The organism is Nesterenkonia rhizosphaerae (assembly GCF_039544555.1).
GTDB lineage: Bacteria > Actinomycetota > Actinomycetes > Actinomycetales > Micrococcaceae > Nesterenkonia > Nesterenkonia rhizosphaerae.
This window is the reverse complement of the sequence record NZ_BAABLW010000007.1, coordinates 718,911-739,037: the sequence shown is the minus strand read 5'-3', so window position 1 is coordinate 739,037 and position 20,127 is coordinate 718,911. Positions and strand designations below refer to the sequence as shown.

At 62.7% G+C, this 20,127-nt stretch carries 20 protein-coding genes and 1 tRNA gene; 10 read left to right on the top strand and 11 right to left on the bottom strand.

The window, feature by feature from the left end; translation table 11 throughout:
• Positions 1-780: a winged helix-turn-helix domain-containing protein gene (locus tag ABEA23_RS09080; RefSeq protein WP_044493144.1), complete on the bottom strand. Its 780-nt coding sequence runs from the start codon at positions 778-780 to the stop codon at positions 1-3.
• 140 nt (positions 781-920) lie between these two features.
• Positions 921-1,556, bottom strand: coding sequence for a uracil phosphoribosyltransferase (gene upp, locus ABEA23_RS09075; protein ID WP_260072716.1), 636 nt, complete (start codon positions 1,554-1,556; stop codon positions 921-923).
• An 87-nt stretch (positions 1,557-1,643) separates the two neighbouring features.
• Between upp and ABEA23_RS09070 the strand changes: the two genes are divergently transcribed.
• Positions 1,644-2,081 (top strand): nucleoside deaminase, encoded by a 438-nt coding sequence (locus tag ABEA23_RS09070; protein ID WP_345478659.1) that lies wholly within the window; start codon positions 1,644-1,646, stop codon positions 2,079-2,081.
• A gap of 49 nt (positions 2,082-2,130) precedes the next feature.
• Positions 2,131-2,221, top strand: a tRNA-Ser gene (locus ABEA23_RS09065).
• A 76-nt stretch (positions 2,222-2,297) separates the two neighbouring features.
• Here ABEA23_RS09065 and ABEA23_RS09060 read toward each other — a convergent pair.
• Complete coding sequence (locus tag ABEA23_RS09060) at positions 2,298-2,732, bottom strand: HIT family protein (RefSeq protein WP_345477717.1); 435 nt, start codon at positions 2,730-2,732, stop codon at positions 2,298-2,300.
• Positions 2,733-2,781: 49 nt separating this feature from the next.
• Between ABEA23_RS09060 and ABEA23_RS09055 the strand changes: the two genes are divergently transcribed.
• Entirely contained in the window at positions 2,782-3,204 is a 423-nt protein-coding gene (locus ABEA23_RS09055; RefSeq protein WP_044493149.1) for a Fur family transcriptional regulator, read from the top strand.
• A gap of 23 nt (positions 3,205-3,227) precedes the next feature.
• Here the strand turns inward: ABEA23_RS09055 and ABEA23_RS09050 are convergent, their stop codons facing one another.
• The 6 genes from ABEA23_RS09050 to guaB1 all read right to left on the bottom strand — a co-directional run bounded on the left by ABEA23_RS09050 (position 3,228) and on the right by guaB1 (position 10,030).
• A complete protein-coding gene (locus tag ABEA23_RS09050; RefSeq protein WP_260072713.1) occupies positions 3,228-4,118 on the bottom strand; it encodes a metal ABC transporter permease in 891 nt (296 codons plus the stop codon).
• Positions 4,111-4,920 carry a metal ABC transporter ATP-binding protein gene (locus ABEA23_RS09045; RefSeq protein WP_260072712.1) on the bottom strand — a complete coding sequence of 270 codons (810 nt, stop codon included), beginning with the start codon at positions 4,918-4,920 and terminating at the stop codon, positions 4,111-4,113. Before ABEA23_RS09045 ends, ABEA23_RS09050 begins: the two co-directional genes overlap by 8 nt.
• The gene (locus tag ABEA23_RS09040) at positions 4,913-5,863 is read right to left on the bottom strand and encodes a metal ABC transporter solute-binding protein, Zn/Mn family (RefSeq protein WP_345477716.1); all 951 of its coding nucleotides are present in this window, start codon (positions 5,861-5,863) and stop codon (positions 4,913-4,915) included. Before ABEA23_RS09040 ends, ABEA23_RS09045 begins: the two co-directional genes overlap by 8 nt.
• A gap of 54 nt (positions 5,864-5,917) precedes the next feature.
• A complete protein-coding gene (locus tag ABEA23_RS09035) occupies positions 5,918-6,991 on the bottom strand; it encodes a hemolysin family protein (protein WP_345477715.1) in 1,074 nt (357 codons plus the stop codon).
• Complete coding sequence (locus tag ABEA23_RS09030; RefSeq protein ID WP_345477714.1) at positions 6,988-8,403, bottom strand: hemolysin family protein; 1,416 nt, start codon at positions 8,401-8,403, stop codon at positions 6,988-6,990. The genes ABEA23_RS09035 and ABEA23_RS09030 overlap by 4 nt, the downstream gene beginning before the upstream one ends.
• 154 nt (positions 8,404-8,557) lie before the next feature.
• Entirely contained in the window at positions 8,558-10,030 is a 1,473-nt protein-coding gene (gene guaB1, locus ABEA23_RS09025; RefSeq protein WP_345477713.1) for a GMP reductase, read from the bottom strand.
• A 133-nt stretch (positions 10,031-10,163) separates the two neighbouring features.
• Here guaB1 and ABEA23_RS09020 point away from each other — a divergent pair, with 133 nt between their 5' ends.
• The 3 genes from ABEA23_RS09020 to ABEA23_RS14245 are packed head-to-tail and all read left to right on the top strand — an operon-like array spanning position 10,164 to position 14,779.
• A complete protein-coding gene (locus ABEA23_RS09020) occupies positions 10,164-14,027 on the top strand; it encodes a multifunctional oxoglutarate decarboxylase/oxoglutarate dehydrogenase thiamine pyrophosphate-binding subunit/dihydrolipoyllysine-residue succinyltransferase subunit (RefSeq protein ID WP_345477712.1) in 3,864 nt (1,287 codons plus the stop codon).
• 19 nt (positions 14,028-14,046) lie between these two features.
• Positions 14,047-14,661, top strand: coding sequence for a GDSL-type esterase/lipase family protein (locus ABEA23_RS09015; RefSeq protein ID WP_345477711.1), 615 nt, complete (start codon positions 14,047-14,049; stop codon positions 14,659-14,661).
• A gap of 43 nt (positions 14,662-14,704) precedes the next feature.
• Positions 14,705-14,779 (top strand): 50S ribosomal protein bL37, encoded by a 75-nt coding sequence (locus ABEA23_RS14245; protein ID WP_014300525.1) that lies wholly within the window; start codon positions 14,705-14,707, stop codon positions 14,777-14,779.
• 81 nt (positions 14,780-14,860) lie between these two features.
• Here the strand turns inward: ABEA23_RS14245 and rsrA are convergent, their stop codons facing one another.
• The gene (gene rsrA / locus ABEA23_RS09010; RefSeq protein WP_044493162.1) at positions 14,861-15,139 is read right to left on the bottom strand and encodes a mycothiol system anti-sigma-R factor; all 279 of its coding nucleotides are present in this window, start codon (positions 15,137-15,139) and stop codon (positions 14,861-14,863) included.
• On the bottom strand, positions 15,139-15,774 hold the full coding sequence (locus tag ABEA23_RS09005) for a sigma-70 family RNA polymerase sigma factor (protein WP_345477710.1): 636 nt from the start codon (positions 15,772-15,774) through the stop codon (positions 15,139-15,141). Before ABEA23_RS09005 ends, rsrA begins: the two co-directional genes overlap by 1 nt.
• A gap of 163 nt (positions 15,775-15,937) precedes the next feature.
• Between ABEA23_RS09005 and ABEA23_RS09000 the strand changes: the two genes are divergently transcribed.
• From ABEA23_RS09000 to hisN, 4 genes are all read left to right on the top strand, one after another.
• Positions 15,938-16,576: a DoxX family membrane protein gene (locus ABEA23_RS09000; protein ID WP_044493164.1), complete on the top strand. Its 639-nt coding sequence runs from the start codon at positions 15,938-15,940 to the stop codon at positions 16,574-16,576.
• Between the two features lie 5 nt (positions 16,577-16,581).
• Complete coding sequence (aroA, locus tag ABEA23_RS08995) at positions 16,582-17,997, top strand: 3-phosphoshikimate 1-carboxyvinyltransferase (RefSeq protein WP_345477709.1); 1,416 nt, start codon at positions 16,582-16,584, stop codon at positions 17,995-17,997.
• Positions 17,994-19,121: a ribosome small subunit-dependent GTPase A gene (gene rsgA, locus ABEA23_RS08990; protein WP_260072705.1), complete on the top strand. Its 1,128-nt coding sequence runs from the start codon at positions 17,994-17,996 to the stop codon at positions 19,119-19,121. The genes aroA and rsgA overlap by 4 nt, the downstream gene beginning before the upstream one ends.
• A gap of 121 nt (positions 19,122-19,242) precedes the next feature.
• Complete coding sequence (hisN, locus tag ABEA23_RS08985; protein WP_044493172.1) at positions 19,243-20,061, top strand: histidinol-phosphatase; 819 nt, start codon at positions 19,243-19,245, stop codon at positions 20,059-20,061.
• The last annotated feature ends 66 nt before the right edge of the window (positions 20,062-20,127 follow it).

Here is a 20,127-nt window from a genome sequence, read left to right as displayed (position 1 = left end):
TCAGATGGAGTATTCCGGGGCGGCCCACACGGTGACCTCGGGATGCTCGTAGAACCGGTATCCCTGACCGCGTACGGTGCGCACAGTGTTCGCTAACCGCCCCAGCTTGGACCGCAGCCGCCGGATATGCACGTCAATCGTGCGCTCATTGGGCATCTGCGCCTGATCCACATTGCGCCACAGTGTCTTCAGCAGTTCAGTGCGACCCACGGTGCGTGAAGCATTGTCCACTAAGTAGTTGAGCAGCTCGAACTCTTTATAGGTGAGGTTGAGGTTCTCGCCGTCGAGTTTGACCTCTCGTCGCGCCAAATCGATGAGCACCCCAGAGCTCGACGGCGCCGGAGAACTGTGCACCGGCGATTCAGATACGCGGTGGGTCACTGTGGGATCACCCAGCGCCTGGCGCACCACCTCGAGGTCAGAACCCTCGGCTGCGGCCGAGGCCATCGCCATTGCAATATGAACCTGGGACTCTGGAGCAATGTGCTCCACATAGTCACGCAGCTCAGTGGCGATCTTGTGCAGCGAGGTGCCCGCGGCACTGGCAGTGTCTTCATCCAGTCCCACATAGATGACGAACCCACGGGCCACCACATCAGGGGGCACTACCTGGGTGCCGCCGGAGGGCGCAATCACCGGCACCGGAGCGGTGCGCGGATAGCCGGCGGCAGCCCCTGTCCCGTTTCGCATGCGCCGCGCGATCTCGGCTCGACGGGCTGCGTTTCTCACGGAGACGTGGACGTAGCCTGGATTATGGGCCGGATTAAGCGGTGCGGACATCGGGATCGTTACTCTTCCTGGCTTGCGGCCGGACGATTGGCCCTCTCATCGTCCCCGTAATATTTCAGAAACGCAAGTAATAAAACCCGAAAAATTCCACTATTTGAGACCTGGACCCCCAATAGTGACGCAACACACGTTTATTCGGCGAGACCGTAGAGTCGGTCGCCTGCATCGCCGAGTCCCGGGACGATGTAGGACTTCTCGTTGAGCTTCTCGTCGATGGCTGCCAAGTAGAGCTCGATGTCCAGATCGCCCACTTCGCCGCGCAGCCTCTCGATACCTTCCGGTGCAGCCAGCAGACAGATGCAGGTCACCTTCGCTGCGCCCGCCTTCTTCAGGAACCGAACGGCTTCGGCGAGGGTTCCGCCGGTGGCCAGCATCGGGTCCAGAACAAAGACATGGCGTCCAGTGAGGTCATCTGGGAGCCGTTCAGCGTAGGTGACGATGTCCAGGGTTTCCTCATTGCGCGCCATGCCTAGGAATCCGACTTCCGCGGTGGGAATCATGGCGGTCATGCCATCGAGCATCCCCAGTCCGGCACGGAGAATCGGCACCACAAGAGGCTTGGGGCCGGCCAGCCGAGTCCCGGTCATCTGAGCCACCGGGGTCTGGATCTCCACCGGCTCGGTGGCGATGGAGCCGCTGGCCTCGTACGAGAGCAGGGTCACCAGTTCTTTGGTCAGCTCACGGAAGACGTTAGATGTGGTCTCGACCCGCCGCAGGTGGGTGAGTTTGTGGGCAATAAGCGGGTGTTCGACAACCTGTACGCGCATGGACTCAAGGTATCAGCACGATCCGCCCCCACGTAGGCTGTAGGCGTGTCATTTTCCCCACGTGATCCGCAGATTCAGCGCAATCTGATGGAACAGTGTCTGCAGTTGGCCGCGCGAGCTCCGCTTTCCGGAGACGTGCCGGTGGGCGCCGTCGTCCTCTCCCCCACCGGAGAGGTTCTGGGCGAAGGCTTCAACACCCGGGAGCGCGACGACGACCCAGCAGGTCATGCAGAGATGAACGCCCTGGGCGCCGCGGCGGCACAGCTGGGCAGCTGGCGTTTGGATGGCTGCGTGTTGGCGGTGACCCTGGAGCCGTGCCCGATGTGCGCTGGGGCGATCAGCCAGACCCGCATCGGTCAACTGATCTTCGGCGCCTGGGATGAGAAGGCTGGTGCTGCTGGCAGTGTGTTTGACGTGCTGCGCGAGCCGCGCCTGAACCACTGGGTGGAAGTGCATGCTGGAGTGCGCGCGGAGGAATGCGCCGCTGTGCTGCGAGAATTCTTCGAGCAGTTCCGCGGGTCATGATGACGCGCTTTGAGCCCAGCGCTGTCTCTCCCGTATAGTGGTCAGGCCTGGTGACGTGTCCGAGCGGCCGAAGGTGCAGCACTCGAAATGCTGTGTACGGTAACCCCGTACCGTGGGTTCAAATCCCACCGTCACCGCCAGAGCACTAAGGGGCGCCCCGCATGATTGCGGTGGCGCCCCTTAGTTTTTGCTCGTGCTACCTGGCTGCGGACCGGCTCAGCCCTCCTCAGCAGGGACGTAGTCGCTCTCTCCCATCAGGCGCAGCGCCACCCGCAGTTTCTCAGCGGCTTCTTCCATCTGCTCCTGATCCGGGTTGTCCATGGTCTTCGCGAAATCGAAGTCGGCCATGGAGTTCGAGGGCCAGACGTGAATATGCATATGCGGCACCTCATAGCCGGCGATCGCCACTCCAGCACGCTGGGAGCCGAAAGCCTCCACCTGGGCTTTGCCGATGCGCTGGGCCACATGGCTCATATGCGCCAGCAGCTCGCCGTCGGCGTCGGTCCACTTATCCACCTCGGTGCGTGGAACTACCAGCGTGTGTCCGTAGGCCAGCGGGGCAATCGAGAGGAATGCCACACAGGTCTCGTCCTGCCAGATGAATCGGCCCGGGAGTTCGCCGTTGATGATCTTGGTGAAGACGGTGCTCATGGCCACCACTCTAACCCCTGAAATCCCGCGGTGTTAGGCTTGAGCAAGCATGAATGAGACCCCTTCCGCCCCCGTTATCCGCGGCCGCTCCACACGACAGAAGCGCGCTGTGTGGTCTGCGCTGAATTCACTGGACGACTTCGTCTCGGCGCAGGACCTGCATCGGCTGCTTTCTGACCGCGGCGAGAAAGTCTCTTTGGCCACGGTGTACCGCGTGCTGCAGGCTCACCAGGAGGACGGCCTGGTGGATGTGCTGCGTCCCGACGACGGTGAAGCGATCTTCCGGCTCTGTGCCCGCGAGGAGCACCACCATCACTTGGTGTGCCGCTCTTGCGGCCTGACGGTGGAGTTCGAGGCCCCGGACATCGAGTCCTGGGCGGGCGAGCTGGCTTCCAAGAACGGCTTTACCGAGGTACGCCACACTCTCGAGATCTTCGGGCTCTGCGCTTCCTGCTCGGCCGCGGCAGACTAACTCCTGCCCTCCCCCGGGCCGCTCTAGGAGACAGTCATCACCTGGGCTGCTTCAGCACGACGACGGCGCCTACGCCCGCGCCCGATCAGCAAGCAGATCAGGTAGATCAGGAAGCTGATAGTGGTGATGTAGGGACTGATTGGCACAGTGCCGGTAATGGCCAACATGATCCCGCCCACCGCAGCAATCAGCGCGAAGGACATAGACAGCAGCACCACGCTCAGCGGGCTGACGCTGACTTTCAGCGCGGCCGCTGAGGGGACCACCAGCAGCGAGAGCACCAGCAGCGCACCCACCACCTGCACGGACATGGCCACGGCCACACCCAGCAGGATCATGAACACGATAGCGAGCGTCCCGACGCGCACACCACGGGCCGCCGCTAGCTGGGGATCCACTGAAGCGAACATCAGCGGGCGCCAGATCAGCACCAGCACGATGGTGATCAGCACGGCACCGGTGACCAGGGTGCGGGTCTGCATGTCATCAACGCCCACGATCTGACCGGTCAGCAGGCCGAATCGGTTGGCGCTGCGCCCCTGATAGAGCGAGAGAAACAGGATGCCCAGGCCCAGGCCGAAGGGCATGAGCACGGCGGTCACCCCGCCGACATCCTTATCCTTCAGTGAGAGCACGCCGATCAGCAGTGCGGCTGCCACCGCTCCCAGCGCCGAGCCAGCCACCACGTCCACACCGGCCAGCAGCGCCAGGGCCGCTCCGGCGAAGGAGATTTCGGCGATGCCGTGGACCACCAGTGCGGTGCGGCGCAGCATGATGAACACGCCGATGACACCGCCCATCAGCCCAAGCACCGCGGCGGTGATGACGGAGTTGCGCACCAGAGAGAACAGCTCCCAGTAGCCGTCAAGGGTGAAGGAGTCGGTGATCTGCTGGATGAGTCCAAGCTCAGTCATGATCGTGATACCCCTCCAGGTGGTGGGACATGACAACAAGTTTGCCCTGGTGCTCGATGACATCCACCGGGGCCTGGTACAGCTCCGAGAGCACCTCTGAGCGCATCACGTCATGGACCGAGCCGATCCGGTACTGACCGCGGGCGAAGTAGAGCACCCGGTCGACGTGTTCGATCACCGGATTTATTTCGTGAGTGACGAAGACGACGGCAGAGCCCCGCTCCACTGCTTGCCTGCGGATGAGCTCGGTGACTGCCTGCTGGTGGTGCAGGTCCAGGGAATGCAGCGGCTCATCGCAGAGCAGCAGCGCGGGATTCGAAGCCAGGGCCTGAGCGGCACGCAGGCGCTGCTGCTCACCGCCGGAGAGCAGCCCCACCGGCATCTCGGCGTAATCTGCAGCACCGACTTCCTCCAGCAGCTCATCAACCCGGGTGCGCAGTGCGCGCGGTTTCAGCCGCAGTCCGAATCGGTGTCCGTCCAGGCCCAGCGCCACAAGGTCCCGTGCGCGCAGCGGGGTCTCCTCCGGCAGTGTCTGCTGCTGGGGGATGTAGCCGACGGCGGCGGATCCGCGGCGCACTGGGTGTCCGGCGATCTCCACCGAGCCGCTGGTGAGCTTCTGCAGCCCCAGCAGCACCTTCAGCAGTGTGGATTTTCCGGCCCCGTTGGGACCCAGCACCGCCAGGAACTCTCCGGGCTGGAGGTCCAGGTCCAGGTCCTGCCACAGGGTACGACCGTCAAATCCCACCGCGGCTTGCTTCAGGGAGGCAGCGGGAGCGCCGGTACTGCGGGCGGGCTCAGCCACGCAGGTCCTCCACCAGGGCTTCGACTGTCGAGATGTTCTCGCTCATCCATTCAGTGTAGGAGTCGAAGCCATCGGGGAAGGTCTCGCTGAACTCCAGTACCGAGACTCCGGAGTCTTCGGCTGCCTGCCGAATCCGGGCGGACTGGTTGGTCTCGGTCTGCGGGTTGTAAGCCAGAAGATCGATCTCGTCTCCGGTGGCAACGTTCAATGCCTGCTGGTACAGCCGGGGGGAGACATCATCGCCGTGTTCCACCGCGGAGAGGAACTGCAGTTCGGTGAGGTCCTCGAATCCGGCGTCCTGAAGCAGGAAACCAGATACAGCCTCGGTGGCCAGATAGCTCATGCCCTCAGCCTCGATCGCGCGGTTCCGCTCGTCCAACTCATCGATCTCTCCGGCAAGTGCCTGGGCGTTCTCGGTGTAGAGCTCGGCATTCTCTGGAACCAGCTCCCCCATGTACTCGCCAAAATCGGTGACGAAGGCGCTCATGTACTCCAGGTCATACCAGATGTGCTCGTTCTCGTAGCTGCCGTCCCATTCGTGGGAATGGTGGTTTTCTCCGTCGATGAGCTGGTAGACACTGTCATCAGCGTCAGCAGCCGAAGCGAGCAGCGTAATGAAGGAGTCGTAGCCGCCGCCATTGGCGATGATCACATCGGCCTGGTTCACCACCAGCCGGTCCTGCGGAGTCGCCTCGTAGGAGTGGGGATCCACCGCAGGGTTATCCACCAGTGCCTGGACTTCAGCCGTATCGCCGACCACTTCAGTGGCAAGGTCTGCGTAGACGTCAATAGAGGTCACGATCAGCAGGTCGGTCTCCACGCCGTCCTGAGGCTCAGATGCGGGCGCATCCTCTGCACCGCAGGAAGCAGCCAGCAGTACGACGACGCCGCCCAGGCCCAGTGAACGCAGGGCACGTGAAGGGGCAGAGGTGTTTTTTCGCATGCATGCCAGCGTACTGCTATTGCAAACAGTTCTCAAAATCAGCGTTGCTTAGCTCTACACTTCTGCCACTGTGTGCCGACGCCGGGAGTCACGAGCCTGCGTGGCGTCATGAATCTCCCCCACCAGCACCTCCAGCACGTCCTCGAGGAAGAGGATGCCGCGGGTCACCCCGTCCGCATCGAGCACTCGGGCCAGATGGGACCCGGTCTGCTGCATCCGCTCCAGACAATCATCAAGGGCATCACCGGGACCCATATTCCCCAGCGAACGCACCACTGTGACCGGAATGGGTTCCCGGGCAGCACGCTCCGGAAGGGCCATGACGTCCTTCAGGTGGATATAGCCGGTGTGGGCGCCGTCGTTCTCCGCCACAATGAAACGGGAGAAGCCAGTTTTGCCCACCGCCTTCTCCACCTGCGCCGGAGTGACACCGGAGGGGACGGTCACCAGCTCGTCCACCGGCACCATGATCTCCTCAGCGGTGTGCTCACTGAACTCCAAAGCTCCGGTGATGATCCCGGCGTCATCGCGCACAGTGCCGCCACGTTTGGACTCGGCCACGATCGATTCCATCTCCTCCAGGGTGAAGGTGGAGATCACCTCATCGCGCGGGGTGACGCCGAAGGCGCGCAGCACGAGGTTGGCGGACATATTCAGGACCCAGATCAGCGGCATCAGTATGCGGTAGAGGAACACCATGGGCGGAGCTAGCAGCAGCACAGCTTTGTCAGCCACAGAGACCGCGAAGTTCTTCGGCACCATCTCGCCGATGGTCACATGCAAGAAGCTCACAAAGGCCAGGGCGATGATGAATGCAATCACCGAAGCCGCAGCGTAGCTCAGGCCCAGTGCCGTGAGCGGGGTGGTGAGCAGATGGTGAATCGCCGGCTCGGAGACTAACAAGATCAGCAGCGAACAAACGGTGATGCCCAGCTGAGCGATAGCCAGCATCTGGGAGACGTGCTCCATGGCGTAGAGCGCTGTCTTGGCCCGCGCTGATCCAGCTTCGGCTTTCGGTTCAATCTGGCTGCGCCGAGCACTCATCACCGCGAACTCCCCGGCGACGAAGAAGGCGTTACCGGCCAGCAGAACAATCAGCCACAGGATGCCTAAGAGATCGGAGCTCATCGAGGGCCACCTTTCTCTGCGCTGACCCGCAGCACAGTGCGCTCATGCTCAGCGCGTTCCTCCGCGAGCCTGGCCGCGCGCTCGGCAGCGGCTTCTTGAGCCGCCCGGCGGGCTTCGGGGTCTGGAATAAAGCGCAGCCGGTCTATGCGGCGACCATCCACCCCGGCCACCAGCAGCCGTCCGCCCGGTACCTGAACTTCGTCTCCGATACCAGCGACTCGGCCCAGTTCGAAAAGGACGTAGCCTGCGGAGGTTTCATACGCAGGATCCTCAGGGATCTGCAGTTCAAGAATCTGGGAGTTGATCTCATCCGGGCGGAGCAGGCCAGGAAAGTACCACTCACCATTTGCCGCCTGCAGGACGCCCGGGGTCAGCCGGTCGTGCTCATCGGCCACATCACCGACGATCTCCTCAATCAGATCTTCCAAGGTCACCATGCCAGAGGTACCCCCGTACTCATCCTCCACAATGGCCGCCTGAAGCGGTGCCGCACGCAGCACCGAAAGCAGCGCGTCAAGATGAATGGTCTCCGGCACCCGGGTGACCTCGCTCATCAATGTTGCGGCCACCAGCCCCTCGCGCTTGTCGCGCGGGACCGCCACCGCCTTTTTGACATGGATCAGGCCACGCACCTCGTCAATCCCGGCTTCACCCAGCACAGGGAAGCGGGAGTAGCCGGTACGGCGGGCAAGATCGATCACTTCCTCCAAGGAAGCCCCGGCATCTACGGTGAGCATCCGTGGACGCGGGGTCATCACATCAGCTGCGCTCTGCTCCGAAAAATGCAGAGTGCGGTCAAGGAAGGTCGCGGTTCCTTCATCGAGGGTGCCCAGCATGGCCGAGCGCCGCACCATAGAAGACAGTTCCTCCGGAGTCCTCGCACCGGAGAGCTCCTCCTTGACCTCAAGGCCGAAACGATGCAGGACCTTATTGGAGAAACCGTTGAGCACCACAATCAGCGGACGGAAAAGCGCAGTGAAGAACAGCTGTGCCGGGGCCAGGAAGCGCGCGACGACGAATGCCTCGGCGATCGCCAGGTTCTTCGGCACTAGCTCGCCGATGAGCATGGTGACCATAGTGGCGATGAGCATAGCCAGTGTCAGCGAAATGGCGCCTGCGGCCGCATCTGGCACCCCGAGAGCTTCAATGGGTCGCTCCAGCAGGGCGCCAAGTGCAGGTTCAGCCACATAACCGGTCAGCAACGTGGTCAGGGTGATGCCCAACTGACATGCGCTGAGCTGAGTGGAGAGGGACTTCAGGCACTTCAGAACTGATTCAGCCCGCGTATCTCCGCGGGCAATAGCACGCTGGACCGTCGGCTGGTCAAGAGCGACTAGTGAGAATTCGACGGCGACAAAGAAGCCAGTACCAAGAATCAGCAGGAAACCAAGACCCAGGAGCAGCCATTCCACCTAGGCTCTGCACCCCCGAATAGCGGGCAGACCTGTGAAGGCCGGATAAGAGACAGAAATCAAAAGCTGGCTCAAGCCAGGTTGTCGATACTCCATAAGATCTCGGATTCTACAGCAAGGACTCAGCTCTGCGGGCGGGGACCCCCGCCCCCGGCTACCAGGTCTGTGAGACCGGCTTGCCTTCTTCATAGCCGGCAGCTGATTGCACACCGGCCACAGCACGCTGGCGGAACTCCGCCTGAGTCGCCGCGCCCGCATAGGCGAAGGATGAACGGACTCCAGCAGTGATGGAGTCAATGAGGTCCTCCACACCGGGCCGCTCCAGGTCCAGGAACATCCTCGAGGTGGAAATGCCTTCCTCGAAGAGGCCTTTGCGGGCCCGGGCGAAAGCACCCTCGCTGGCTGTACGATGCTGCACCGCCCGAGCTGAGGCCATCCCGTAGCTCTCCTTGTACCTGCGGCCATCGGCGGCGGTGAGCAGATCCCCGGGCGACTCGTAGGTTCCGGCGAACCAGGATCCGATCATCACCTGCGAAGCGCCGGCTGCCAGCGCGAGCGCAATATCCCGCGGGTAGCGGGCTCCGCCGTCGGCCCATACGTGTTTACCCAGCTCGCGCGCGGCGGCAGCGGACTCCAGCACCGCGGAGAATTGCGGGCGGCCCACCGCGGTCATCATTCGGGTGGTGCACATCGCACCTGGTCCTACACCGACCTTGACGATATCCGCGCCGCCTTCAATCAGCTCGCGGGTTCCATCGGCTGTCACCACGTTTCCGGCGACCACCGGAATCTCAAGTCCTGAGGCGTCCACCACCCTGCGCACCACGGCCAAGGCCTGGAACATCTTCTCCTGGTGTCCATGGGCGGTGTCTACCACCAGGACGTCCACTCCGGCCTCCAACAGCGCCTCAGCTTTGCCCTGGACATCACCGTTGATGCCCACTGCAGCAGCTACCTTCAGCTGGCCGTCGGCGTCGGTGTTCGGAGTGTAGATCGTAGAGCGCAGCGCGCCTTTGCGAGTCAGCACCCCAGTGAGCAGCCCATCAGCAGAGGTCACCGGCGCGTAGTCGGAACCTGCGGCATCCATGGTCTCGAAGGCGCGCTGCAGCGCCTCGGCGCGAGAGCTTTCTTCTTCGAACTCTTCAGCAGCCAGCTGCACCTGAGGCATGCGCATCACTGCACCCACTGATGAGAACCGGTCAACGCCTTCGCCATCGGCCTGAGTCACCACTCCCGCCAGGCGGCGATCCTCGTCAACAACGCAGACCGCTTCGTGATTGCGCTTATCCAGCAGATGCAGCACATCAAGAACCGTGTGCGAGGGTGTGACTTTCAGCGGCGTCTCCATCACCGGGTGACGCTGTTTGACCCAGTGCGCCACTTCGCGGATGACTTCGACCGGGATGTCCTGCGGCAGCACCCCGAGACCACCGCGGCGCGCCATGGTCTCCACCATGCGCCGTCCGGTCACCGCTGTCATATTGGCCGCCACCAGTGGTGTGGTCGAGCCGGTGCCGTCTTCGGCAGAGAGGTCTACGTCGAAGCGCGAAGCTGTCGCAGAGCGCGAAGGAACCAGGAAGACGTCGGAATACGTCAGCTCGTGGGTGAGGTCATTGAGAAAGCGCATCACTGACACGATACCGCCTGCGCTGGCACCACGGGTAGGAAAGTCACTATGCTGGAGCGGAGGTGACACAAGCAGAGCACAATGCAGTGCCAGCAGACCGCTACAGATCACATATGGAAGAGGCGTATCCACAGTGCCAGAGCTAACGTCCAGCCGTCTCGCGGAGGAATTTCCCGGAAACGAATGGTTGGTCGCCGACATATATGACAAGTACAGGGAGAACCCCGATTCCGTAGATCGGAAGTGGGCCGACATCTTCAAGCGGCTGGAGTCTGATTCGCCGTCGGGAAGCGACGGTGCTTCTAAGAAAAACGACGCATCCTCCGCCTCGTCAGCGAAGCCGGCAACCCAGAAGCCGAAAGAGACCGCTGCCAAAGAGGCTCCGAAGTCTCAGGTGGACTCCCCTAACGCTTCGAACCAGAGCAGCAAGGAGCAGACCACTCCTTCCACCGCCAAGCCAGCTGAGCCTGAGTCGGCGCAGAAGGCCCGGAGCGAGAAGCCCGTGGCACCGAAGTCTCCGGTGACTCGCAAGTCTGACAACGCCGGGGCAGCGATCCCGTCGGAGCCGGCTAAGCCTGAGCTGGGAGACAAGACCAGCGAGCGCGAGGATGAGGTCACCCCGCTGCGCGGTATCTCCAAGGCCATTGCGGCCAATATGGATGCCTCCCTCGAGGTGCCCACTGCCACCACCGTGCGTGCAGTGCCTGCCAAGCTGCTGATCGATAACCGTACGGTCATCAACAACCATCTCAAGCGCACCCGCGGTGGCAAGGTCTCCTTCACCCATCTCATCGGCTATGCGATGATCCGTGCCCTGCGCGCGCATCCCTCCATGAACGTCACCTATGACGTCAAGGACGGCAAGCCGGTCATGATCACCCCGGCACACGTGAACTTCGGCCTGGCCATCGATATGCCTCGCCCCGACGGCACCCGCGCCCTCGTGGTCCCGAGTATCAAGGCCGCCGAAGAGATGAACTTCACCGAGTGGTGGGCTGCTTACGACGACGTCGTCAAGCGCGCTCGGGACAATAAGCTCACTCCTGCCGACTACGCCGGCACCACGGTGTCGCTGACCAACCCTGGTGGCATCGGTACCGTGCATTCGGTTCCCCGCCTCTCCAAGGGCCAGGCGGTCATTGTGGGCGTTGGCGCACTGGACTACCCGGCGGAGTTCCAGGGCGCATCCGAGAAGACCCTGAACAACCTCGCAGTCTCCAAGGTCATCACCCTGACCTCTACCTATGACCATCGCGTCATCCAGGGCGCAGGCTCCGGCGAGTTCCTCAAGACCATCCACGAGCTGCTGCTGGGCAAGGACGGCTTCTACGAGGAGATCTTCGAAGCCCTGCGCATCCCCTACCAGCCCATCCACTGGTCTGCAGATATTCAGGTCAACCCTGAAGAGCAGATCAACAAGGTGGCGCGCATCCAGCAGCTGATCCACGCCTACCGCGTGCGTGGACACCTGATGGCCAGCGTTGACCCGTTGGAGTACAAGATGCGCTCCCACCCGGACCTGGATATCGAGAACCACGGCCTGACGCTGTGGGATCTCGACCGCGAATGGCCCACCGGCGGCTTCGGCGGCAAGTCCGCACTGCCGCTGCGCTCCATTCTGGGCGTGCTGCGTGATACCTACTGCCGCAACACCGGCATCGAGTACATGCACATCCAGTCCCCTGAAGAGCGCGAATGGTTCCAGAACGAGATCGAGCATCCCTACGAGAAGCCGACTCGCGACGAACAGTTCCGCATCCTGGGCCGGCTCAATGCGGCCGAAGCCTTCGAGACCTTCCTGCAGACCAAGTTCGTGGGCCAGAAGCGCTTCTCCCTGGAGGGCGGCGAGTCGCTGATCCCGCTGCTGGACACCATCATCTCCGAAGCGGCAGATGAGGGCATGGACGAGGTGGCCATCGGTATGGCCCACCGCGGTCGCCTGAATGTGCTGACCAATATCGCCGGCAAGACCTACGCGCAGGTCTTCCGCGAGTTCGAAGGCCGCGACGCCGGCACCGGCTCCGGTGACGTGAAGTATCACCTGGGCACCCGCGGCGCGTTCACCTCCGATAAGGGCAACTCCACCCGCGTCTACTTGGCGGCGAACCCCTCCCATCTGGAAGCGGTCAACCCAGTCCTTGAGGGTGTTGTCCGCGCGATGCAGGATCGCCTCGACCAGGGCACTGACAACCTCAACAGCTTCTCGGTGATGCCGCTGCTGATCCACGGTGACGCGGCGTTCGCCGGCCAGGGCGTAGTCGCTGAAACGCTGAATATGTCCCAGCTGCGCGGGTACCGCACCGGTGGCACTGTGCACGTGGTGGTCAATAACCAGGTCGGCTTCACCACTGCGCCGTCCTCGGCACGTTCGATGACCTACTCCACCGATATGGCCAAGGCCATCCAGGCCCCGGTCTTCCACGTCAACGCCGATGACCCGGAGTCCGTGGCCCGAGTGGGCCAGCTGGCCTTCCGTTATCGCCAGCGGTTCAACAAGGACGTGGTCATCGACCTGGTCTGCTACCGCCGTCGTGGCCACAACGAGGGTGACGATCCTTCGATGACCCAGCCGAAGATGTACAACCTGGTGGAAGCCAAGCGGACCACCCGCCGGCTCTACACCGAGGCGCTGGTCGGTCGCGGTGATATCACCCAGGAAGAGGCAGATCAGGCACTGCAGGACTACCGTCAGCGTCTGGAGCGGGTGTTCACCGAAACTCACGCCGCGCAGACCCAGCCGGTCTCCACCATCGAATCCGGTGGAGGCTCCTCCAACCCCGGCGTGGCTCCTACGGCTTCTGCTGAAGAGGACGAGACCCCCGCACGGGCCGCTGATGACACGTCTATCTCGGAGCAGGCGCTGGCCCATATCGGTGAGGTTCACATGAACATCCCCGAGGGCTTCACCCCGCACCCGAAGCTGAAGTCGCTGCTGGAGAAGCGCGCCAAGATGGCCCGCGAAGGCGGCATCGACTGGGGCTTCGCTGAAGTGGCTGCCTTCGGTTCGCTGCTGATGGAAGGCACCGAGGTTCGCATGTCCGGTCAGGATTCGCGCCGCGGCACCTTCGTGCAGCGCCACGCGGTCTTCCATGACCGGGCCAACGGTGACGAGTGGTACCCGCTGAAGAACCTCACTGAGGATCAGGCCCGCTTCTTCATCTACGACTCATTGCTCTCTGAGTACGCAGCGCTGGGCTTCGAGTACGGCTATTCGGTGGAGAACCCGAACTCGCTGGTTCTGTGGGAGGCGCAGTTCGGTGACTTCGTCAACGGTGCCCAGATCATCATTGACGAGTTCATCGCCACCGCAGAGCAGAAGTGGGGCCAGCGCTCCTCGCTGGTCATGCTGCTGCCCCATGGCTACGAAGGCCAGGGCCCGGACCATTCCTCCGGACGCCCAGAGCGCTTCCTGCAGCTGTGTGCAGAGGACAATATGACCGTAGTCATGCCGTCCTCCGGTGCCAACTACTTCCACCTGCTGCGCCGTCAGGCTGTGGCACGGCCGCGCCGGCCCCTGGTGGTCTTCTCCCCCAAGCAGCTGCTGCGTCTTAAGGCTGCTGCGAACAAAGTGGAGGACTTCACCACCGGCACCTTCCAGGAAGTCATTCCGGATGCCGCTGTGGATCCAGCGAAGGTCAAGCGCGTACTGGTGGTCTCCGGACGCCTGTACTACGACCTGCTGGCCACCCGGGCAAAGCACAATGACGAGACCACTGCCATTATTCGCCTGGAGCAGCTCTACCCGATGCCGGTGGAGGAACTGCAGGCTGAACTGGACAAGTACTCATCTGCCACGGAGTTCGTCTACGCACAGGATGAGCCAGCCAACCAGGGGCCTTGGCCGTTCCTGGGACTGAATCTCCAGCCGCTGCTGAAGCAGGATCTGCAGCTGGTGGCGCGTAAGGAGTCCGCAGCGACCTCGGTGGGCCAGGCCAAGCGCCACGCCAAGGAGCTGGAAACCCTGCTGGCTCAGGCCTTCCCCCACCTGGAGCTGTAAGGGCTGTAAGGTTTCCTGAATGGAGATGCGACACCTACGGATCGCCGTCGTCGGCAATGAGCTTCTCACCGGCGTCGGCGATCCCCGTGGACTGGGCTGGGTTGGTCGAGTGATCTCGAAGACCCCGCTGGAAGGCATTGAGCTGCAGCACTATGTGCTGGCTGTTCCCGGGGAAGGCACTGAGGCGCTCTCGGATCGCTGGCAGACGGAGGCGTCGCTGCGTTTCAGCGACGCTGAGGACACTGAGAACTTCTTGGCGATCGCGCTCAATGACACCGACCTGGACAGCGCCACCTCTTCTGCCCGCTCACGGTTGAATCTGGCAAATATCCTGGATCGCGCGTCCCAGGAGGGTACCCGCTGTCTGGTGCTGGGGCCCACGCCCACACTGGATCAGGAGCGCAACCGCCGGATCGCTGAGCTGAACCGGGCGTATCAGGACGTGGCCTCCCGGCGCTCCCACACTTATGTGGACGCTTTCACTCCCCTGGTCAACCACCAGCAGTGGAGTGAGGACCTCGCGGCAAACGAAGGCCGCCCGGGCCAGGCAGCCTATGGTCTGATCGCTTGGCTGGTGCTCCACCGCGGCTGGTACCAGTGGCTGGGCGTCACTGAACCGGCGCCGTCGTCGTAATCGGTGTAAACTGGGCCGAGTTGTCTAGAGAAGGAGGTCTGCTATGAGCAAGCGCGGACGTAAGCGCAAGGACCGCCGCAAGAACAAGGCCAATCACGGCAAGCGGCCCAACTCCTGAGCTTCATATAGAGAAGGCCCTGGCGGAGAATCTCCGTCAGGGCCTTCTTGCATCCGGTGAGGCCGATAAGCCTCCCCGCTGCTACTCGTGTCCGGCTTCCACCCGGATCTGGCTGATCCGCTCAATGATGGTGACCTTCAGTGTCTCCGGTGCACGCTCCACGCAGGACCGCCGCACGGAGCTGCGAATCAGGCACTCCAGATCGTAATCGGAGGCGCATTCAGGGCAAGCCTGAAGATGAGACTGCACCTCTTCGATATCCTCCCGGGAGAGCGCCCCGTCCAGATATTCATAGATGCGCTCCAGTCGGGCGGAGGACTCTTCGCTAGTTTCACAGTCCTTGCAGTTCTCGGTGCTCATCACTTCCCCTCCCCTCGGTTGAATCCACGTTCACGCGCGTAATCGGCTAGCAGGCTCCGCAGCAGTTTCCGTCCGCGGTGCAACCTGGACATCACCGTCCCGATGGGGATGTTGAGAATCTCTGCAATCTCCTTGTAGGCGAAGCCCTCAACGTCGGAGAAATAGACAGCAAGCCGGAATTCCTCCGGGATCTGCTGCAAAGCGTTCTTCACATCACTATCCGGCAAGTGGTCCAGTGCCTCAGCCTCAGCAGAACGCAGCCCGGTGCTGGTGTGCTCAGCGGCCTGAGCCATCTGCCAATCCTCAACGGTGTCGGTATTGGCCTGCTGCGGCTGGCGCTGTTTCTTGCGGTAGATGTTGATATAGGTGTTGGTCAGAATCCGGTACAGCCAGGCCTTCAGATTGGTGCCGGGCTTGTACTGGTGGAACGCCGAATAGGCCTTGGTGTAGGCCTCCTGCACCAAGTCTTCAGCGTCCTGCGGATTGCGGGTCATGCGCATCGCAGCCGAGTAGAGCTGATCCACGTACTGCAGGGCTTCACGCTCAAAGCGAGCCCTGCGCGCTGCATCAGTCTCTTCAGCGACGTCGATCGCCTCCGCCACGGGTGCGGCAGTCTTTGCTGTGCGCTCAGTCATCGCATATGAGTCTACGCGCACGGCATGATCTCGTGTGGGAGTCAGAACTGCTGCTGTCATACCGAGAATAACGACGTCGCCCCCTGTCACATTCCTGCTGGCTTGGTAGATTGGTCCTTGGACAGTGCTTCAGCGAGTCAGCCAGCCGATCTAGGAGGATCCCATGTCCCTCATCCGCAAAGTCGCACGACCGCTGCTGGGTGCCAGCTTTATCGCCGGTGGTATTGACCGCCTGCGCAACAGCGAAGAGGCCACCGAGCAGTTGGAGCCCACGCTGCAGGAGATCGTTTCCTATGTTCCGCAGGCAGAGTTCCTCACTTCCAACACCAAGCTGACTGTTCAGGTTCTCGGCGGCGTGCAGGTAGCCGCTGGTGCTGCACTGGCTCTTGGAAAATTCCCCCGTCTTGCCGCACTGACCCTGTGTGGTGTGCATAAGTTCAACAGCTACGCCGAGTACCGTTCGGCTGAACTGGAGACCGAGGAAGACGTCACCGCTCAGCGTAAGACGTTGCTGAAAAACATCTCGATCCTGGGTGGGCTGGGCATCGCTGCGGCGGATTTGGCTGGCAAGCCTTCGCTGGCATGGCGAGCAGAACACCTCGCCAAGGACGCGAAGAAAAAGGGCACCAAGTTTGCCGATAAGACCGTGAAGTACGCCGAGGGTCTCGGCGATGACGCATCTAAGACCCTCAAGGCCTACGAAAAGGACGCCAAGAAGGGCTTCAAGAAGGCCGAGAAGGAAGCTCGCAAGGCTGTTGCTCGGGCCTCCAAGGAGGCTCAGAAGGCCAAGGACCTCGTCTAGCGAGCATGCCACATCTGAATACTGAATCACTGGTGCCCCCAGACCCTTCGAGCACCGCCGGTTGGCGCGCTCCCCGGGCGGGGGCACCAGTGCGTGGTCAGGTGACAGTGCCAGCCTCTAAATCCTTGACCAACCGATACTTGCTGCTGGCAGCTCTTGCCGAGGGCCCCTCAGTGGTGGTCAACCCGCTGCACTCCCGCGACTCACGTCTGATGCTGCAGGCCCTGCAGAGTCTCGGTGCCACTATCGAGCACCTGCAAGACTGGGAGGGCACCGGTGAAGACGCCGTGCGGGTCACGCCTCTGCCGACACAACTGCGCAGCGGCGAGGCCATGGTGGATTGCGGACTTGCCGGCACCGTCATGCGGTTCCTGCCTGCGGTAGCGGCGCTGACCGGTCTACGTACCGCTTTTGACGGCGACCCGGAGGCTCGTGTCCGGCCCATGGGCGCCGTGCTCGAGGGCCTGCGAGCACTTGGCGCTGAGATCACCGCTGAGGACACCGCTGGCTCTGCAGCGATTGAGTACCTGCCCTTTACCGTTCATGCACCGGAGGGCATCAGCGGCGGTGACATCACCATTGACGCGTCAGCCTCCTCACAGTTCGTCTCCGGGCTGCTGCTGGCCGCTCCGCGATTCGCACAGGGACTGACCCTCCACCACTCCGGCACCCAGGTGCCGTCTCTCGAGCATGTGGAGATGACACTGAGCGTGCTGAATGAACTCGGCGTGGAAGTCTCCTCAGAGTCCCCCTATACCTGGCGCGTTGAACCAGGCCCCATTCCGCCCTTTACCGTCCGGGTCGAACCGGATCTCTCCAATGCTGGACCTTTCCTCTGTGCGGCTGTCGTCACCGCCGGAGAAGTCACCATGCGCGGATGGCCCAAACGCTCCACGCAGATCGGCCGCCGCTGGATACAGCTGTTGCGGGACTTTGGCGCAGAAGTCAGTACTGCCGAAGAAGCAGGCGGCGACACCTTGACCCTCACTGTGCGAGGCCCGGAGAAGATCGTCTCACCGGGGACCGTGGACGGCACCGCAGAACTGACCCCCACCGTCGCGGCACTTGCTGCCCTGGCCGAAGGCGAAACGAAGTTCACTTCCGTCCAGCATCTGCGCGGTCACGAAACTGACCGCATCGCCGCCCTGGTGGCTGAGATCCGGCGCCTCGGGGGCGGCATCGAAGAGACCGACGACGGCTTCCGCATCTTCTCTCCGATCACCCATGGCGGCATGGTCAAAAGTTATGCCGATCACCGGATGGCAACATTCGGTGCGGTATTGGGTCTGGCTCTAGACGGAGTGACAGTGGAGGACATCAGCTGCACTTCCAAGACCATGCCTGATTTCCCCACCATGTGGCTGAAGCTGGTCCGCGGGGAAGCCGCTGATACCGCCGGCGTCGGCAATTTCGCCTCATGAGCCGCTGGGACAGCTGGGACGAATCTCGGGTGCGAGTACGCCCGAACAAGAAGGGTTCGCGTCCGCGCACCAAAGATACTCCTGATCACGCAGATGCTGAGCTGGCCCGAGTAGTTCAGGTCGACCGCGGACGCTATACCGTCTCCATGCTGGAGGACCAGCGGGTGGTCACCGCGATGCGGGCCAAGGCGATGCGCCGACACCCCGAGGGCCGCACACCCGTGGTTCCGGGGGATATTGTCGGCCTGGTGGGTGATACCAGCGGGGCCGAGGGCTCGCTGGCCCGGCTGGTGCGCATCGAAGAGCGTTCCAGCCTGCTGCGCCGCTCCGCCGATGACACCGATGACGCTGAGCGAGTCATTGTTGCCAATGCTGATCAGCTGCTGATTGTGGTGGCCGCAGCTGATCCTGAGCCGCGCACTGGTTTCATCGACCGCGCACTGGTGGCAGCATTCGACGCTGAGATCCGGCCCATCCTGCTGATCACCAAAGCAGATCTGGTGCAGGATCCCGTAGACCCCGCTGGCCTGGTAAGTCACTACCGGGAGCTGGAGCTGACCACGGTGATCTCCCAGCGTACCCAGCAGGACACAGCTGCCGAAGACCCCGCCCTCTCCCCAGCGGCGGTGACACAGCTGCGCCAGCTGCTGGCCGGCCATGTCACGGCTCTTATCGGGCATTCCGGGGTGGGAAAGTCCACTATGGTCAATGCCCTTACCGGCGCAGACCGGGCGGTGGGCGGGGTCAACGCGGTGACCGGTCGCGGACGGCACACCTCATCCTCAGCTGTGGCGCTGAATCTTGAGCCCGCCGGGGATCTCGATGAGACCGCTGCGCTGACATCGTGGGTAATCGATACTCCAGGAGTGCGGACCTTCGGGCTGGCGCATGTGGATCCCGACGATGTGCTTGCCGCTTTCGGAGACCTGGTGGAGGGCTCAGCTGACTGTGAGCCCGGCTGTCGGCACGAATCGCCGGAGGGAGGCTGCGCCCTGGACGCCTGGGTAGCCTCCGGTCGAGCCGGCACCCACGGCAGTGCGCGGCTGGAGTCCCTGCGCGGGCTGCTGGCCTCGCTGTCCGGTGAAGAGGACGGCCCCGAGGAGAAGACTCTCGGACGCAGCTGATACGCCGGCCCCCGGACTCGATCCTGTTCGGTCACGCGTTATGACGACATTTTCCGGCCGAAACGCCCCTGAACGGCGCGAACTGCCGTCATAGTGCGTGACCCTACGTAGAGTAAGCACTATGAGCCTGCACTCCAGCCCCTACACCGAAGACCTGCGCCTGGCGCATATGATCGCCGATTCTGTGGACTCGCAGACCATGCAGTCCTTCAACGCCCAGGATTTCGAGGTGGAGACCAAGCCGGATCTGACTCCGGTGACGGTGGCAGACCGCCAGGCTGAGGAGTACATTCGCGCCCAGCTGGGCCGGGCGCGCGGGCGGGATGCGGTCTACGGTGAGGAGTTCGGATCCTCTGGTTCGGGACCGCGGCGCTGGGTCATCGATCCCATTGATGGAACCAAGAACTTCATTCGCGGGGTGCCGGTCTGGGCCACCCTGATTGCGCTGATGGACCACGGGGAGCCCGTGGTGGGTCTGGTGAGCGCCCCTGCCCTGGGTCGTCGCTGGTGGGCGGCCAAGGATGGTGGGGCCTACACCGGCAAGTCCCTGTCTTCAGCCAAACAGCTTCGAGTTTCCAAGGTGTCTCGCATCGAGGACGCTAATTTCTCCTATTCCTCGCTCTACGGCTGGCGCGAGGCCGGGCGCAGCAAGAACTTCTTGGAGTTCACCGATACTGTCTGGCGCACCCGCGCCTTCGGTGACTTCTGGTCCTACTGCCTCGTGGCTGAGGGCGTGGTGGATGTCGCCGCCGAGCCCGAGCTGAATCTCCATGACATGGCCGCGCTTGTCCCCATCGTGCAGGAGGCCGGGGGGCGCTTCACCTCCTTGGACGGTGATCCCGGCTGCTCCGGATCCAATGGTCTGGCCACCAACGGGTTGCTGCACGAGGCCGCTATGGGCGCCCTTGCTCTGGACAGCGCAACTCCCATCCAGGACTGAGACTCCCCTTAAGGGGTTGCGCCGCGAGCAACCGGGACCCACAGCGGAGTGAAAACCGCACTGCAC

Excerpts from the sequence above, each read along its gene's own strand:
- ABEA23_RS09080 (WP_044493144.1), bottom strand. The coding sequence starts at position 780 with ATGTCCGCACCGCTTAATCCGGCCCATAATCCAGGCTACGTCCACGTC.
- upp (WP_260072716.1), bottom strand. The coding sequence starts at position 1,556 with ATGCGCGTACAGGTTGTCGAACACCCGCTTATTGCCCACAAACTCACC.
- ABEA23_RS09070 (WP_345478659.1), top strand. The coding sequence starts at position 1,644 with ATGGAACAGTGTCTGCAGTTGGCCGCGCGAGCTCCGCTTTCCGGAGAC.
- ABEA23_RS09060 (WP_345477717.1), bottom strand. The coding sequence starts at position 2,732 with ATGAGCACCGTCTTCACCAAGATCATCAACGGCGAACTCCCGGGCCGA.
- ABEA23_RS09055 (WP_044493149.1), top strand. The coding sequence starts at position 2,782 with ATGAATGAGACCCCTTCCGCCCCCGTTATCCGCGGCCGCTCCACACGA.
- ABEA23_RS09050 (WP_260072713.1), bottom strand. The coding sequence starts at position 4,118 with ATGACTGAGCTTGGACTCATCCAGCAGATCACCGACTCCTTCACCCTT.
- ABEA23_RS09040 (WP_345477716.1), bottom strand. The coding sequence starts at position 5,863 with ATGCGAAAAAACACCTCTGCCCCTTCACGTGCCCTGCGTTCACTGGGC.
- ABEA23_RS09035 (WP_345477715.1), bottom strand. The coding sequence starts at position 6,991 with ATGAGCTCCGATCTCTTAGGCATCCTGTGGCTGATTGTTCTGCTGGCC.
- guaB1 (WP_345477713.1), bottom strand. The coding sequence starts at position 10,030 with ATGCGCTTTCTCAATGACCTCACCCACGAGCTGACGTATTCCGACGTC.
- ABEA23_RS09015 (WP_345477711.1), top strand. The coding sequence starts at position 14,047 with ATGGAGATGCGACACCTACGGATCGCCGTCGTCGGCAATGAGCTTCTC.
- rsrA (WP_044493162.1), bottom strand. The coding sequence starts at position 15,139 with ATGAGCACCGAGAACTGCAAGGACTGTGAAACTAGCGAAGAGTCCTCC.
- ABEA23_RS09005 (WP_345477710.1), bottom strand. The coding sequence starts at position 15,774 with ATGACTGAGCGCACAGCAAAGACTGCCGCACCCGTGGCGGAGGCGATC.
- ABEA23_RS09000 (WP_044493164.1), top strand. The coding sequence starts at position 15,938 with ATGTCCCTCATCCGCAAAGTCGCACGACCGCTGCTGGGTGCCAGCTTT.
- aroA (WP_345477709.1), top strand. The coding sequence starts at position 16,582 with ATGCCACATCTGAATACTGAATCACTGGTGCCCCCAGACCCTTCGAGC.
- rsgA (WP_260072705.1), top strand. The coding sequence starts at position 17,994 with ATGAGCCGCTGGGACAGCTGGGACGAATCTCGGGTGCGAGTACGCCCG.
- hisN (WP_044493172.1), top strand. The coding sequence starts at position 19,243 with ATGAGCCTGCACTCCAGCCCCTACACCGAAGACCTGCGCCTGGCGCAT.